This window comes from Nonomuraea sp. NPDC049158 (assembly GCF_040648335.1).
In the GTDB taxonomy this organism is placed as follows: Bacteria; Actinomycetota; Actinomycetes; order Streptosporangiales; family Streptosporangiaceae; genus Nonomuraea.
The window spans coordinates 33,229-46,420 of sequence record NZ_JBEZDM010000018.1 but is presented as its reverse complement, the minus strand read 5'-3'; the positions used below and the strand labels follow the sequence as shown (position 1 = coordinate 46,420).

Here is a 13,192-nt window from a genome sequence, read left to right as displayed (position 1 = left end):
GGTAAAACGGCTCGAGCACCGAGGTGGCCCCAGTGTCGAACACTCATGACGAGGCACTCCGCTGGGAGAGCTGGCTGCACGCTTATGAGCAGGCACGGGACGAGCTGCCCGGACCGATCACCAGGCGTTGCCCGAACTGTGGCCGGGCCTGCCTCCGCCTGGTGTATCGGCTCCGGATCCCCCACCTGCTCATCGGTGACGCCCACTTCTGGTGCGACCATTGCCTGCGGGGGCCTTACCTGAGCCGCGTCGAGATCCCCGAAGCCGCCGTGGCGGCTTCGGGGGAGGAGGAGTATCAGCGGCTGAGACCCACCATCCCGAACTACGCACTCATCCTCCCTGCGTGAGACGCTGTCAGCTGGGCTGCCACAGCTCGATCCGATTGCCCTCAGGATCGGTCACCCAGCCGAACCGGCCGACACCCTCCATGTCCTGCGTCTCCTTGGCCACGTCCGCGCCCTTGGCGCGCAACTGCGCGAGCATCGCGTCCAGGTCGCGGACCCGGAAGTTGAGCATCGCCTGCTGGGCGCGGGAGCCGAAGTATTCGGTCTCGGACTCGAAAGTCGCGAACACCGTCTCCCCGGTCTGCTGACGCCACAGGCCGTTCTCGTCGGCGTCCAGGCCCAGGCAATCGCGGTACCACGCGCCCAGGGCCACCGGGTCGGTGGCTCGCAGGAAATATCCGCCGATTCCAAGCACACGTTCCATGCCGCTATCTTGCCAGGACCCGCCCGTCAACCTCTGTGTAGGATGACGGCAAAGTCGCTAAACTCTGGCTGTTAAGGATCGGCACTCCGATGAGCGTTGATGAGACTCCCCGGACGCTGGCCGACAAGCTGAACCGGCTGTTCCAGACGGTCCGTCGCCAAGGTGACGCCGAATACAGCAACGTCGCGGTCGCGGAGGCCATCAGCAAGGGCGAGGACGTACAGATCTCGCATACCTATATCTGGCAGTTGCGCACGGGCCGGCGGGTCAATCCGACGATCATGCACCTGACGGCGCTGGCCGCGTTCTTCGGGGTGCCGGTCGCCTACTTCCTGGACGACGCGGAGACCGCCAAGATCGACAAGGATCTGGAGCTGCTGGCCGGCATGCGGAAGGCGGGTGTCACGCACATCGCCCTGCGCAGCGCCGAGCTGACCCAAGGCAGCCGCGCCGCCATCACCGAAATGGTCAATCAGCTCTGGAAGCTGGAGAATCCCTCCGATGAATGATCTCTTGGCGGCCGATCTTCGATGTCCGCCGCCGGCCATGGCGCGCCTATCTTGATCGGCCTGGCCGTCGCCGGCTGGATCGCGGTGGGCATCAAGCTGTTCCACCTCCGCGCCCAACCCGGCTGCCGGTCGACGCGTTGGCTGTGCGCCGCGTTGCTGACACTCTCGGTGTCGATCTGCTTGCAGGACCAGACCGTCCACGAGGTGATCGACGGCCACACGGCACTCAACACCGCGGGCACCCTCTCCAACTGCTTGACCTTGATGGCCGCGACATCCGGGCAATGCGCGTTTCTCTACATGGTCTATCCGGCTGAGCAGGCCATGCGGAGCGCCCGGCTACGTCTGCGGCTGCTGACCGGCGTCCTGGCACTGATCGGCGTGCTGCACGCGACGACCCCGTCCAACTACGCGGAGGCCCTGGCCAGCCAGCGGATGGCCGTACAGATCCCGGTGATCTCGGCCGCCGCCTACGTCTATGTCGCGTACCTGGCGCTGACCGTCACCGAGGTCGCGCGCGCCACGCACTACCGCGCGAGTGCCGCGAGCGGCTTCTCCCTCCGCAACGGCCTGCGGCTGCTGTTGCTCGGTCTGGCCTGCACCATCGCCTATGCCGTGCTGCGGTTCGCCGCCATGTCCGCTCACCTTCTCGGATGGGACGTGCCGTGGCTGTACGGCAACCTGATCGGGGATGTGTTCCGCCTGGCGATCCTGTTCGTCGTAACCGGCATCCTGCTGCCCGTCACGGGCCCGCGACTGGGCCTGGACCATCTCGCGCGGTGGTGGTCGCTCGATCGCTCCTATCGCAAGCTCTTCCCGCTCTGGAAACCGCTGTACGACGCGTTCCCGGCCATCGCCCTCGATCCGCCGAGGACCCGGCACGTCGATTTCCGGGAACCGGAACAGGCCCTGTACCGGCGGATCGTGGAAATCTGGGACGGCCGCCTGCTGCTCCTCCCCTATTTCGACCCGCGCATCGCCGAAACGCGACGGGCGCAGGCCACGGGCCTGTCCGATGACGCGCGCACCATCGCCGTCGAGGCCGCTCTGATCGCCTCCGCCCTGCGCCGCAGCAGGCTCGGCGAGCGGCCGGATCCGCCCGGACCGGCGATCCCCGACAACAGCCCGGCCGACCCCGACGCCGAACTCGACTGGTTGATCCGGTTGGCGGCGGCCGTCAGAGCCGAACCAGAGACCTCACAGCAGGCGAACCCGCTCAGCCCGCGGTCGAGTGGTCTCCTTCCATCGCGCCTTCCATCGCGCCTTCCATCGTGGCTTCCCTCACGGTCTCCATCGCGGCGCCGAGCCCTGTGAGGCTCGGATACACACTGATGCCTTCCGCGATGGCTTCCAGCTGGAAGACGCTCACCGACGTGGGCGGGTAACCGATGAGCTCGATGACGCGGCTCACCCGGGCGGGCCCGTCCATGGCGTCGGCGGAGTCCCAGAGGTAGACCGCCCCCCAGGTCTGGCGGGCGGGATTGGAGAACCACACCTTCAGCCGCATCCCCTCAAGCGTGGCGTAGGCGTCGACGGCGTAGTCCCGCAGGTAGTCGCGCAGGCTCTCCACGGTCTCCGTGGACCTGCTGAGATCCCAGGCGACGATCGATACGAACATGGCCGGCCCTTCTAGGGGAAAGCATGCGGGTACGGGTTGACGTCCTGCGGCTCCAGAGGCCGATCCCGGTATCCGAGCCGGTACGGCACGTCGTACAACCTCGGCAGACCGTCGACCCGCCGGTATTCGTGGCCGAAGGTGACCGGCAGGGTGCCGGGGATGACGACCTTCACACAGGCAAGGTCGGACACCTCGTGCTCGGGGGTCGTCTGATCCACCACGATGACGTCGGCACCGGTGACGAGATAGCGGTTGACCAGCTCGATCAGGTCGTCCCGGAGATCGGCGTTGCGGAGTCGCGCCGGCGCCGGAAGGTCGTCGATGTGCCGCCGCCGTGGCGTCTCGGTGAGGAAGCGCAGCCGGTCGTACGTCCGGTGGTCGCCGTACAACAGACGATGGTCCTCCATCTCCTTCACCAGCGACGAGTCGTCCACCATCCGGCCGGCCTCGTCCATGTGGTCGGGGTAGCGCTTGATGAGGTCGGCGAGGAGCGGGCCGAGCTCGTTGAGCGCGTTCTCGATCGCGCGCTCCGGGACGGGGTGAGCGCCCGCCGAGCAGGCGGCCTTCGGGCGCTTCTCGTCGTCGCCTGGATCGACGGCCATCGCCCAGACGCAGGGAATGCCCTGTTCGAGGGTGGTGTCGAAGAGCATCACCTGGTAGCCGCTCTCGGCCTCGATGGCCTCGGTGATCAGCGGGATCATCGAGTCGCGGGCGGAGGTCACGTCGATCCGCGGGACCGGCATGCGCGCGTACCACGTCATCATGAAGGCGTCGCGCTCGGCCACTTCGAGGATCCCATGGAAGACGGCCTCCTCCAGGCTGCCGCCCAGGGCGCAGCCGTTGGAGACCTCCTGGACGAACGGCGGGCGCGCGGCGTCATGGTGGCGGGCCCGGTAGTAGGCGTAGGTCTCGGGGACCAGCACGGGAGCGCTGCGGGCGAAGGAGTACCCCCAGACCCAGCGGCACACCTGCTCCTCATCGAACGGGCGGTACGGGAAGCCCGGGATCCGATGCCGCTCCGCCGGATAGAGGCCGAGCGTCCGGGGGTCGATCGCGTCGCGGCGGACCTCGGCGTAACTGGCCGACACCGTGGTGCGCTTTCCCCCGGGCTCCATGCCGCCGTGCCGTTCCAGCGTCTCCAGCATGGCGGTGACCTGGCTGCCCTGGTAGTTACGGGTACGGCCGAAGCCGTACTCGGTCGAGCCCTGGCGCAGGCCCATGGGCGCCGCGGCGACCACGATGCCGCCCTCGGTGCTCTTCAGGACGGATCGGATGAGACCGCTCTCGCCATCGACGTACCTGGCCTTGAGCGTGTCCACCTCGCCGGTCATCGAGCGGAGCCGGTAGACGTCCGGGGCCGGTTTGGGGCGGGATTGAAGGGAGATGTCCGCCCGCGAACGGTCGTCGGGCGGCAGCGCCCCGCAGGTGTCACAGAGCGGGTCGGGCAGGAACGGGTGCGCCTCGACGGCCAGCGTCTCCAGATCCACGTAGACGAAGGCGGACCTCGTACGCGCGGTCTGCCGGTCGACGACCCGAACGATCTCCTCAGCGGCAGCGGTCTCCCGGTCGACGACCCGGGCGATCTCCTCGGCGACCAAGGCGGCGGCGAGGTCGGCCGACAGTCCGGTGAGCCAGGCCGACGGCAGCGCGGACAGGGCGGCCCCCTGCTCTCGCCACACCGTCTCGTGCCCGTCGGGCTGGAGATGGGCCAGTCTCCGCCGGAACTCGCCGCAGTCCACGCAACCGGGCAGCCCGGACTCCTCCAGGGGACCGAGGACGACCCGCCCCAGCTCGGCCCGTACCGGCAACCAGGGCACGCCCGCTTCTGCGGCGGCGGCTCTGACCTCCGCGTAGCCGGACAGGTCCCAGCGGTCATGGGCCACGACGACCGCGACGGCACCGGACGTCAGGAGCGGCGAGACGGAGGATCCGCCGCCGGACAGCGCCGCGACGATGCTCTCCTTGAGCAGCCCTTCACCGAGGACGGCGATCTCATGCATGGGTCAGCACCACGCGGACGGTGTACGGCATGATCGAATGAACCTCACGATCGTGGTCGAGGGGCACCGCCACCGGCGAGAGGCCGCGTCTGACCAGCGCGGACACCAGACTCGCCGAGTCGGTACGGAAGTCGTCGGGCAGGCGGCGGATCGCCGAGCCGCGTAGCCCGGGCGGTATGCCCGGCGGCACGGGTGGCGCATAAGCGGGCTGGTTGTTCTGCCGCGCCTGGTAGTGGAGGAGGGCCTGTTCGAGCGCACCGGTCACGGCCTCAGCCGCCGACGACCCGCCCGCGTATCCGACGGGCGTGTCACCCAGGTAACTCATGGCGGCCGGAATCCCCGACGGCCCGGTGAGGTCGTAGCAGGTGACCGCCTCGCCCGTGGCCTGGAGCATGGACCTGTACCGTTCGCCACGCGGTGGCAGCGACCCGCTGTCCAGGTCGAACCGGGGCAACGGCGTCGTCCGGTGCGCCAGGTCGGCGAGTGCCAGCCGCCCCGCCTGCTCGGCCAGCGCGACGTCGACAGCCTCCTGCCAGCTGTATCCGGCGGCGATGCCCGCAGTGGCTCCCGCAGTGACTTCCGCGGCCATCTCCGGAGCGAGTCCCGCAGTGATCCCCGGGGTCCGGGTCGGCGTCCGGCCACCGGCCCGGGCCGTGCCGGCCAGCGCGGGGAAGGCGACGTCCGCGGCTACGGCTCGCGTGCCGCCGTCGGCGAGCCGGTGGCCGAGGACGAACCCGCTGATCCTGCCGGTCCGCAGGTCCGCGAGCAGGGCGTCGGGGTCCGACCCCGGCGCGGCCAGCGGAGTGCGGCCGTCGGCCGCGAGCAGCCGGCGCGGATCCACCATCAGCGAGGCGTAGACGGCGAACGCCTTCAGGGCTGCCCGGTGGCGCGCGGACTCGAAGTCGAGCCCCGTCCCAACGACCCTTGAGACGGCGCCCCCGAGCAGTCCGACCGGGTCCGGCACCTCCACCTCACTGACGTGCAGCGGAATCTGCGCGTAATCGCGCTCGGTCGGCTCCCCGAACACACCCAGGAGATCGTCGGCGCACACCACCGCCCGCCGCGAGAACGCCTCCCGACCGAGAACGGCGCCGTCGCGGGCCGGGTCGGCGGCTCCGGACCCCACGGGTTCGGCCGACCGGGCGTAGGGGTGCGGGACGAAGACGTGCGACGTACGGCGCAGCGTGGAAAGGTCGATCCTGGTCAGCCGGGCACGGTGGTCGTCCAGCAACCCGGTGACGGTTCGAAAGGCCAGCTGAACCAGGACCCCAGCGATGGCAGCAGCCCTCGTCCGATCGACGGCCCCGGCGGCGACCCGCGTCTCGTCGACGGCCCCGGCAGCGGTGTGCGTCTCCTCGGCAGTTCCGGCGGCGGCCCACGGCTCGTCAGCGGTGGTGGGCGGGAGCGGCGCGGGCCGGGCGGACACCCGGCGGCGGCCTGCCGTCCAGTTCGCCGCCGATCGCGTGCCGAGGTCCTCGGGGCCGAGCCAGACCTCGTCGTCCAGCACGACCGCCTGAGCCAGGGGGATTCTCCGCTCCGCGCAGAGCCGGTCGAGCAGCGGTTCATGCGCCGCGCCGCCGGAGACGTGCAGAACGAGGTCCGCGCTGTCGAGCAGGGGCAGCAGCCCTTCCTCACTGAAGTCGGCGAACCGGTGCCACTCGACCTTCTGGTCAGGGGTACGCCGCCCGCGCTCGACCCATTCGACGTCCTGAGGCTCCAAGGTCGCCATCTTCACCAGGCGCGATCCCGTGAGCACGGCGGCACGCGCCACCCACGGCACCATGTCCCCCGGCCCCAGAACGAGCACCACTTTATCCCGATATGCCCGAAATATGGTGATAGGCGAGTCTCGGAAATGCCCGATGAACGCCACCTCATGGCGATATTCCGGATATTCCAGAGTGCTCTCGTGGCCCACATATTCCAGGCCGCTCTCCTGGCCGGAGGCTTCAACAGGTCGATCAACGGACCGACGGATCGGCCTTTCAAATGGCTGGATCCCCGATACGTGAGCAAGTACATCCCCGCAGAATCCGGGGCATAAAACGCATCCGGGCGTAGCAGTAGGCCCACGTTCGTCTACTCCTGTTCCTCGTCGGCGGGCGCGCTCGGCCGGCTCCCGAGCATGAACTCGCCCACGCTGGCCTCGATCGCCGGATCGGCTCCCGTGGCCTCGTTGAAGGCCGGCGCGTCACCTCCGCCGAGACCGGAGGCGGCCAGTCCCATCGCGGTCGCGACCAGGTACATGGTCTGGAAGAGCACCCCGACATGCTTGAGAATCAGCGCGTACGGCATCTCCTCGTACGTCCACATCACCCGCCCGAACCTGGCCGACACCACGATCAGGACCTGGGGCAACGTGGTGGTGGCCGCCGCCCGGCCCGCGGTCGCGAGCAGCCGCCCGACCGCCGGCCCGGGGTCGCGGACCAGGCGCAACCTGTGCTCGTGCGCGTCGTAGTGGTACATGCCCGGCGCCAGGCCAGCGACATTCCGGACGACCGGGTACAGCTCCAGCTCGTCCACCCCGCCACCGGCGGGACGGGGCGTGTCGACGTACTCCACGCCCTCCCACACGTTGACCCGGCGTACCCGGGCACATCGGTAGAGCAGCTCCGCGAGCTGATCGACCGTGATCGGGCGGTCGTCGTCGTGCTCGCGGATCGAGCGGCGCTCCTCGATGGCGTCGGTCAACCCGAGGTCGCGCACGCGGATCTCGTCCAGGTCCGGCACCCGCAGGTCGATCGCGGGTCCCGGATAGGGTTCCCGGCGCGCGGGGAGCGGCGGGAACTGCCCTTGTCCCCATTTCGTCCGGCCGAATCCGGCGTCGAGGTAGCCCCCGTTCCCGTTGCGGCTGCGCGAGTGGAACCACAGGTCGTGCGGTCGCCACTGACGCAGGCGCCACTCCGACTCCGCCTCGCTCCCGGCGGGGATCGCGATGCCGGTCCAGCTCAGATCCCGCAGCAGCCTGGCGATCAGCTCTTCGGGCAGCGGGCCCTTCAACGTGCTGACCGAGAGCGGCCGCGCCATCTCCGTGAGCATGGCCGCGACTTCCGGATCATGGATCAGCACCTGCGCCCACGAGGTCGGCGCCTCGGCGAGGATGTCCTCCCCTTCACGCCGGAACACCGCGAAACCGGACAGCTTCACCTCATGGTCAATGTCCTGCTCCACGTCGGGGTCGGGCGCTCGGACGGGCTGCACCGTGTACAACGGCCGACCGAGATGGCTCAGCGTGGTCGTCACCCATCCCCCGCTCCGCAGCGCCCCGAGGAACTCTGGGTCGGACGCACCGAGCGCCGTCAGCTCCGACGGCGGGCACGGCCCCTCGGCCAGGCGACGCAGTACGGCCCGACCTCCCGCGCCCACCGGCCCGAACGAGGCCACCCTCCGCCACAGATCATGACGGAACAGATGAAGCTCGCCGTTCGCGCCCGTCGCGCTGTAGACCCCCGGCCGCAGCCGCAGATGTTCCTCGTACGCCGGAGCCTCGCCGGTCATGATCCACTTCCTTCCAGGTACGCCTCCACGGTGTTGGCGAGCAGATGACACAGGAGAAAACGCTCGACCGGGACGATGCCGAGCCGGGTCATGTGCAGATAAGTCAGGTTGAGCATCAGCCGGTACAACAGGAACTCGGGCGCGTCCCGGATCTCCGCCCACACGGGATCGGCGTAACCCGCGCGATGAAAGGGACTCGACTCGGCCAGCTTCGACTCCTGCTCGGCGCTGACGGTCGGCACGACGAACGCGCCCTGTTCGAGCAGCCGCGCCCCACGCCGTAGGTACGGGATGAGCGCGGCCTCCCAGTCCGCCAGCAGCGCGGCGTCCACGTCGTCGCCGCCGAGCACCGCCCGCAGCTGGGCGAGGAGGATCGGGCGGTGTTCGCGGAAGTAGCCGTCCCACATCGGCCGCATCCCGCGCGCTTCCGGAAAGGTCGCCAGGAACGCCTCGGCGTGCGACCTGAAGGTGAAGTATCCCTGGGAGATGTCGGTGCCCGACAGGCGATGCGCCGTCGCCACCATCAGCTTGAACGCCAGCTGCCGCCGTCGCGCGCCGCCACCGGCCTCGGTCATCGCGAAGGCGAGGTCGGTGGTGTCGGCGTAGAAATCCGCCACGAGGTCGGCCATGTGCGGCCCGCCCAGTACCTCTGTCCGGTCGTCGTACTCGGCGACGCGCAGGGTGTTGTCGGGAAACCACGGCGTCAGAGGGCCGGATTCCCGTTCCAGCTCGGCCAGCCGCTGATGCGAGGGGTGCTCCCGCTGGGGGTCGAGCGGCAGCGATGAAGGGTGCTCGGCCAGGCAGCCGCCGATGATCTTTTCGGCGGCCGGCCGCACCACGTGCGTGAAGGTGTCGGGGTCGGTGCGGAAGTTGAGCCGCAGATGCGGGCCCTGCCGCCAGTGCCGGGTGTAGAAGAGCCCGTCCACCTGCCCGGCCACCTCATGGAAGAGCGGGCGTACTCCGTGCAGGATCAACGGGTCCTTGTCATGGTCGTAGTAGCGGACGTGAATGCTGTTCCAGCGCACGGACTATCTCCCCTCCTCCGCGAGTACGGCCACCGCGTCCGCGCACAGCCGCCGCACGGCCCCCTCTTCCTGCACGGTCACGCCCAGCCGGTTGCAGACCAGGTGGGCGCAGATGTCGAGAACGGTGAGAACCTGCCGCGTCTTGACCGCGCCCTCCCCCTCCCAGCCTCGGGGCGGCGGCTCGAACCGGCCGGCGGCGGCCTCGACGGCCAGCGCGTCACGGAGCGTGGACACCGATCGCGCCCAGTCCACCAGGGAGCCCGGCCCGGAGACGTGCTCCAGGTGCGTGGCGAGCTCTCTCATCCCGCGAGCGAGGCCGACGACGCGATCACGCTGGCGCGCTGTCGGTTGCGCGGTCGGTTGGGTGAAGCCGGCCCCGGTCGCGTCGCCGGGCCGGTCAGCCTCCGTCGCGTCACCGAGCCGGTCGGCCTCGGTCGTGTCGCCGAGCCGGTCGGCCTCCGCCATGTCGCCGGGCCGGTCCTGGTCGATGCTGACCCACGGCGCCAGCCGGGCCGCGTCCCGCTCGCCGCAGAACCAGGTGAGCAGGATCATCGCGGCTCCCGCGGTGGTGCGGTCCGCCGGCCGCAGGCCGTCGCGCAGCAGCCCGAGGGCGATGCGGCTGGACTCCGCGAAGTGCCGCTCAACCGCCTCCATCGAGGCCCCGGTGCCGTAGCGGTCGTGTTCACGCCGGTACGGGATGAACGCCACCGAATTGTTCGGGAAGAGCCGCGCCGTATGTCCGGAAAGCCCCTCCCACCGGGACAGGGCCTCGCCTATGCCGGCATAGTCCCGCTGACTCATGGAACGACCCGCCGGATTCTCGGCGAGATACTTCTCGAACCGCTCCGCGATGACCCGTTCCACCTCGGCCCGGTACGCGGGGTCGGCGGGCAGCGCGCGGAAGCGCAGATGCGGCCCCCCGTCCCAGTACCTCAGGAAGAACGCCGCCTCCGCGAGCTCGCGCCCGGCCAGCTCGGCGATCAGCGGACCGGCCGCGTTCGTCAGCAGCACGTCCAGGTTCTCGTGATAGAAGACGTGGGCGCTGACCCAGTCCGATTCATGCATGCCGGCCGTCCTGGTCAGAGATCTCGATGAGAAATTCGGTGACACTGGGGTCATCGGGGTCCGGCCCCAGCGCGTCCGCGAAGTCGGGCAGCACCTCGTCGAAGATCACCATCGGCCCCGAACTCGCCAGCATCTTCTCGAAGGCCGTGACCAGGAACCAGTTGGCGAAGTCGACGTAGACAGGCTTGCGGGACTTGTCGAAAATCCACTGCGTCCAGTCCCCCGCCCCCTCCCCCTCTTCCGAATGCGCGAACCGGACGAAGGATCGCACCGGGATGTCGTGCTCGTGCAGCCACGACACCAGGCGCAGCAGGTAGGCGGCGTCGCCCTCGCCCTTGGCCCGTTCCGGAAGCAGCTCCTTCGGCAAGATCCAGCGGGCGCGCTGGATCACCACGCCGCCGATCTCCACCCGGGGATAGGCCACCAGCGACGAGGGAAGGTCCAGATCGGCCTGATCCGCCAGCAACGGAATGCTGGGATGTACGTAGTGCGTCTCTCCCGAGACCTGGATCAGCAGCCGAGCCGCCGGTGGGAGCAGCAGGTCCGACATCATGCCCAGATGCAGTGCGGAAAGATCGGCGCCCAGTCGCTCCGAGACCACCTTGAGCAGGCCGCTGCGCGGATCGAGGGCCATCCCGAGGTCTCCCAGGGGGATGCGCTCTTCGGCGGGACGGCTGCTGACCGCGAAGGGATAGTCGATCTCGTACGCCACATGCGGCACCCGTCGGTTCAACGCCGAGGCGGCCACTCCGCCCAGCTCGGCGAGCACCCGGGCACTCGGCCGATGCCCCGTGGCCTGGCTCTCGCCCGTGGCCTCCGCCATCAGGGCCAGCACCCTGCTCCGTCCACGGCCGTAACCGGTGTGCGCCGCGTTGAGCACCAGGCCGAGCTCACCGGGGCCGGGGACGACCTGCACATAGCAGGCGAGGGAGCGCGGCGGGACGACCCATGACGGCCAGTCCTCCGTCAGCTTCCTGATCAGCTCCGCCGGGACGCTCACCACCCCGTCCTTCTCCGGCTGGGCGAGCACCGCCTGACGTGCCTCCCGCTGGATCGCGGCCAGCTCCCGCAGCCGCGGCAGCGGGCTCTCGGACAGAGCGCCGCCCGCCCCCAGCGACGGGCCCATCAGCCGGGCGACCTCGCGCGCCGCGTCGCTCAGCTCGGCGGATTCGCCGTCCTGGGCGAGCACCTCCTGGAGCGCTCGGTGCAGGACGAGCAGGGGTACGCTGGCATCCGGGCCGAACCGCTCGGCGAAGTAGGCGCCGAGGGCGATACGGAACGGCAGCGTCAGGTCGAAGGCGCCCAGCCAGCGCCGTACCACGTCCAGATCCTCCAAAGCCGGACGCCATGCCGCCGACCCGGCCTCCGCCACCGGACCCGTGAAGACGGCGTTCTCACGGAAGGTGTGCCGGCCCTGCCCGTCGAGCGCGGCCGGCTCGAAGCCGAGCGGTTCCGCGAGGTCGGTGAGCGCGGTTTCCAGTTCGTGCTGCCGCTTCCAATGCCCCTCGACGTCGTCCACGACCACGGGCAGCCGCGCCTGCCGGCGTACCCGCCGCAACGCCTGGACGACGTCCGCGAACTCGGCTCCCCCGTGGTCCTCGACCCACGCGGCCAGGTCGCCCAGCGGATCGGCCGACTGGTCGGCGACGGGGTGCTGCTCCTCCAGGAGCCCGGCCCGCACCAACGCCTGGAGAAACGCCTCGACCGGGGACTCGTCGGCGGCGCCGCCCGCCAGGCGGGAACGGAGCCCGGCCAGCGTGGACCCCGGGCGGCGCGCCGCCAGGTTCAGGCATGCCTCGACCGCGGCGGTGGCCGGCAGGGTGACGATGGGTTCCTCGGCGGAGCGCCCGATGAAGCTGACGGTCCCGTCCCGCGAGGTCGCGCTCGGGTTGACCCGCACGGCCAGGTGCCGGGCCAGGCGCGGATCGCGGGTGAGCGTCTCGCCGATTCGCTGGAGGAGGAAGGTGTGGATCTCGAGCACTCCCTGGACCTCGGCGGGAGTGAACCGTACGGGCTCACCTGATTCGCCGTCCGCCCACGTTCCCGTGCCGCTCGCCATGAAGGTGCCGTAGGGACTCGTCTTGGCGGCCGCTCTCGCCAGGTACTTCGCCAGCCGGGCCATGGACTGCCTGCGCGGCCGCCGCCGCGCGTCCGCCAGCCACTTGGCCAGCTCGCCGAACAGGGCCGGGCTGGCCTGGGACAGTGCCCGGCGGAAGCCCGGATGGCCGACCACCTCACGCAGGACCAGCTCCTTCTCCCGCACTTCGGCGGCGAACACGTCGTCGAGCGCGCGTCGCCCCTCGTCGAGCCGGTGCCTGGAGACGATCCAGGATTCGATCGCGTCGCCGATCTCGGCGGGGACGAGCGCGGCGACCCGCGCATTCCATTCGGTGTCGCGGGGCAGTCGTCGCTGGTGCAGCGCCCGGCGCAGGCCGACCAGCGCCGGCTTGGCCGTGCCGGGGTCCAGCGCTCCGATCAGGGGATACAGCGCCTCCGCCAACGCCTCGCCGTCGCGCCGTAACGTGGCCGCCCGCCGGGCCAGCTCTTCCGCCCGGCCGTACGCGCTGTCCAGGCGCAGCCGCGACAACGCCGCCACCGGCACACCCGCGATCCGCACCACGACAGACGACTCCACGTGGGCGCCGCTCGTTAAGATCACCGTTTCCTCCCGGAAGCGCCAGAGCCGGGGCGCCGGCCCCCCCCCCCCCCCCCCCCCCGGCCAGAAACCCAAGAACAAACACAACGAAACATCCAGGTGAAGGAAAAGAC

General features: G+C 70.0%; 11 protein-coding genes. 3 read left to right on the top strand and 8 right to left on the bottom strand.

Translation table 11 applies throughout. The features are described from left to right. Positions 1 to 32: 32 nt before the first annotated feature. Positions 33 to 347, top strand: coding sequence for a hypothetical protein (locus AB0B61_RS32875; RefSeq protein WP_358440146.1), 315 nt, complete (start codon positions 33 to 35; stop codon positions 345 to 347). 7 nt (positions 348 to 354) lie between these two features. Here the strand turns inward: AB0B61_RS32875 and AB0B61_RS32870 are convergent, their stop codons facing one another. Continuing rightward, on the bottom strand, positions 355 to 708 hold the full coding sequence (locus AB0B61_RS32870) for a VOC family protein (protein ID WP_358440143.1): 354 nt from the start codon (positions 706 to 708) through the stop codon (positions 355 to 357). A gap of 89 nt (positions 709 to 797) precedes the next feature. On the opposite strand from AB0B61_RS32870, the gene AB0B61_RS32865 reads away from it, so the two are divergent. Beyond that, positions 798 to 1,217, top strand: coding sequence for a helix-turn-helix domain-containing protein (locus AB0B61_RS32865; RefSeq protein ID WP_358440140.1), 420 nt, complete (start codon positions 798 to 800; stop codon positions 1,215 to 1,217). Positions 1,218 to 1,268: 51 nt separating this feature from the next. Next, on the top strand, positions 1,269 to 2,531 hold the full coding sequence (locus AB0B61_RS32860) for an MAB_1171c family putative transporter (RefSeq protein ID WP_358440138.1): 1,263 nt from the start codon (positions 1,269 to 1,271) through the stop codon (positions 2,529 to 2,531). On the opposite strand, the gene AB0B61_RS32855 is transcribed toward AB0B61_RS32860, so the two are convergent. From AB0B61_RS32855 to AB0B61_RS32825, 7 genes are all read right to left on the bottom strand, one after another. Continuing rightward, positions 2,434 to 2,835, bottom strand: coding sequence for a hypothetical protein (locus AB0B61_RS32855; protein WP_358440135.1), 402 nt, complete (start codon positions 2,833 to 2,835; stop codon positions 2,434 to 2,436). The two genes, AB0B61_RS32860 and AB0B61_RS32855, sit on opposite strands and share 98 nt — an antisense overlap. A gap of 11 nt (positions 2,836 to 2,846) precedes the next feature. Further along, positions 2,847 to 4,835 (bottom strand): TOMM precursor leader peptide-binding protein, encoded by a 1,989-nt coding sequence (locus tag AB0B61_RS32850; RefSeq protein ID WP_358440132.1) that lies wholly within the window; start codon positions 4,833 to 4,835, stop codon positions 2,847 to 2,849. Continuing rightward, positions 4,828 to 6,645 carry a YcaO-like family protein gene (locus AB0B61_RS32845; RefSeq protein ID WP_358440130.1) on the bottom strand — a complete coding sequence of 606 codons (1,818 nt, stop codon included), beginning with the start codon at positions 6,643 to 6,645 and terminating at the stop codon, positions 4,828 to 4,830. The genes AB0B61_RS32850 and AB0B61_RS32845 overlap by 8 nt, the downstream gene beginning before the upstream one ends. Before the next feature lie 269 nt (positions 6,646 to 6,914). Further along, positions 6,915 to 8,333: a SagB family peptide dehydrogenase gene (locus AB0B61_RS32840; protein ID WP_358440127.1), complete on the bottom strand. Its 1,419-nt coding sequence runs from the start codon at positions 8,331 to 8,333 to the stop codon at positions 6,915 to 6,917. Next, positions 8,330 to 9,358, bottom strand: coding sequence for a thiopeptide maturation pyridine synthase (locus AB0B61_RS32835; RefSeq protein ID WP_358440124.1), 1,029 nt, complete (start codon positions 9,356 to 9,358; stop codon positions 8,330 to 8,332). Before AB0B61_RS32835 ends, AB0B61_RS32840 begins: the two co-directional genes overlap by 4 nt. Before the next feature lie 3 nt (positions 9,359 to 9,361). Further along, a complete protein-coding gene (locus AB0B61_RS32830) occupies positions 9,362 to 10,423 on the bottom strand; it encodes a lantibiotic dehydratase C-terminal domain-containing protein (RefSeq protein ID WP_358440121.1) in 1,062 nt (353 codons plus the stop codon). Further along, positions 10,416 to 13,082 carry a lantibiotic dehydratase gene (locus tag AB0B61_RS32825; RefSeq protein ID WP_358440118.1) on the bottom strand — a complete coding sequence of 889 codons (2,667 nt, stop codon included), beginning with the start codon at positions 13,080 to 13,082 and terminating at the stop codon, positions 10,416 to 10,418. Before AB0B61_RS32825 ends, AB0B61_RS32830 begins: the two co-directional genes overlap by 8 nt. Between the last annotated feature and the right edge of the window lie 110 nt (positions 13,083 to 13,192).

Bases quoted from the DNA above. Each gene is read 5' to 3' on its own strand.
- AB0B61_RS32840 (WP_358440127.1), bottom strand. From the start codon at position 8,333: ATGACCGGCGAGGCTCCGGCGTACGAGGAACATCTGCGGCTGCGGCCG.
- AB0B61_RS32870 (WP_358440143.1), bottom strand. From the start codon at position 708: ATGGAACGTGTGCTTGGAATCGGCGGATATTTCCTGCGAGCCACCGAC.
- AB0B61_RS32855 (WP_358440135.1), bottom strand. From the start codon at position 2,835: ATGTTCGTATCGATCGTCGCCTGGGATCTCAGCAGGTCCACGGAGACC.
- AB0B61_RS32830 (WP_358440121.1), bottom strand. From the start codon at position 10,423: ATGCATGAATCGGACTGGGTCAGCGCCCACGTCTTCTATCACGAGAAC.
- AB0B61_RS32865 (WP_358440140.1), top strand. From the start codon at position 798: ATGAGCGTTGATGAGACTCCCCGGACGCTGGCCGACAAGCTGAACCGG.
- AB0B61_RS32850 (WP_358440132.1), bottom strand. From the start codon at position 4,835: ATGCATGAGATCGCCGTCCTCGGTGAAGGGCTGCTCAAGGAGAGCATC.